This is a genomic window from Endozoicomonas sp. ONNA1 (assembly GCF_024606325.1).
In the GTDB taxonomy this organism is placed as follows: domain Bacteria; phylum Pseudomonadota; class Gammaproteobacteria; order Pseudomonadales; family Endozoicomonadaceae; genus Endozoicomonas_A.
Genome location: NZ_JAHHPN010000183.1, coordinates 1 through 1,609 on the forward strand (window position 1 = coordinate 1; position 1,609 = coordinate 1,609).

Here is a 1,609-nt window from a genome sequence, read left to right on the forward strand (position 1 = left end):
AGGTTGGCGTGATGACAGACGAAGCGGCTCTGATGTGTTCCAGTGTAAATTCAAATTTTACTGCCGGAGTTGCCTGATCTGGAATAGCACTGGCCAATGCTTGCTGGAGATATTCGTAGAATGCAAGCGCATGTGTCGCCAGCTTATCTTCATTTGTAAGGGGCGTCGGTTGATCTTCGCTAATTTCAGCGCCGTGCCTTGCAACAAACTTCTCCAGTATTGCCATCTGCCTGCTTCGAATGACGTACCGGTAGCTTTTGACCTGATATTTTTTAACCTGTGCTGCTACTGCAGGAGCGGCGTTATCAGCCTCAGCTTCTTGCCAGAGGTTATGGAGATTTTCTACAAAAGCGATATCATTCGGATTCAGCTTCTGACCACGGAAAACAATCACCTCCCCCCGAGCTTCTGCTACTTCCAGCTTTGGGTAACCTGAAGGCACAGGGTAATCCAGTGTGTCATCCCCGGCGTGTACAACATAGCCGACGGGTTTACTGTGTGCCAGGAGTTCATTAAGAGCCTGCTGTTGTAAATCCTCTCCCACAACATGAACCTGAATATAGGCAGAGGTGGCTGCTGCCAGGAGAGCGTCGTCATTGACAAAAAGTGATTGACCCAGACGTTGCAGTTCAGGAGGCTGATCGCCCGAAGCGATAAGACGCATAAAGGTGCGCCCATTCACTTCAACTTTTTCCACTTCAATGGTGGCAAGGGCAACGTAGTGATCGCCCGGACCAAGATTGCCTGCTCTTTCGCTGACAGCAATCAACACTTTAGCCAGTTGTACGGGGCTGGCGATTTTTGTTAACGGTTCGAATGGTTGACTGACGTGAAATGGCCAGGGAAATTGAGCACGAATAGCCTCAACTGAATCCTGATCGGTCATTCCGGCTCTGACTTCAATGACCAGTTTCGTTTCTTCAAGGTTATGAGTGAACCTGAAGATTCCCTCATTGCCTACCTTCAGGACTTTGGTGTATTTCTGAGCCACGTCATTCCTGCCTGTTTCAAACAGATCAATACTGGAAACGCCGCTATCCATAACAGAAAACAATTGTGTATAGCTTAAAGCAGGAAGGTCATACTTATCCCTGTCTATAGCATGGTCAGAGTAGGTGGTTGTACAAGACTTGGGTATTGGCTGCTCGTCAGGACCTAAAGTTGGCCCAACCATGACTTCACTATGAACATACTCCTCATGTCCATTGACCAGAATATTGATCGATTTTGTCTGCAGCTTGCGATCGGCCAGTGCCTGTGTGCCAATAATGCAAGAGCTGACTGCAATGGCCATTGCAAGGCTTAATGTATTGGGGCGAGCATGTATCATTCCACTACCTCAGAGCTGAATACTTTTATTGCCGTGAAAAGTGATTGCCGCACTGGACGAGGAAACAACTTTTAAGATCACTCATGGCTTTTGGTTAATCGCTCATGGCTGTTCCGGCAAGCTGAAATGTCTGGCGTCATTGTTGTCTTGAGGCTGTAGGTGGAAAGCTTGATTGATGGTAATTTCTCTTGTCATGACCGTGAACTTTCTGATCATCGCCCTTCTGCCATTCGTAAAAGGCTCCAAGAGTGTAGAAGTAAGGAATACTTTCTGCATGGG

The 1,609-nt window shown here is 47.5% G+C and carries 1 protein-coding gene; it reads right to left on the reverse strand.

Features of this window, described 5'->3' with window-relative positions:
- Positions 1-1,330: hypothetical protein (locus tag KDK19_RS04300; RefSeq protein WP_257291396.1), on the reverse strand; the 1,330-nt coding region annotated here is incomplete at its 3' end.
- Positions 1,331-1,609: the final 279 nt, after the last annotated feature.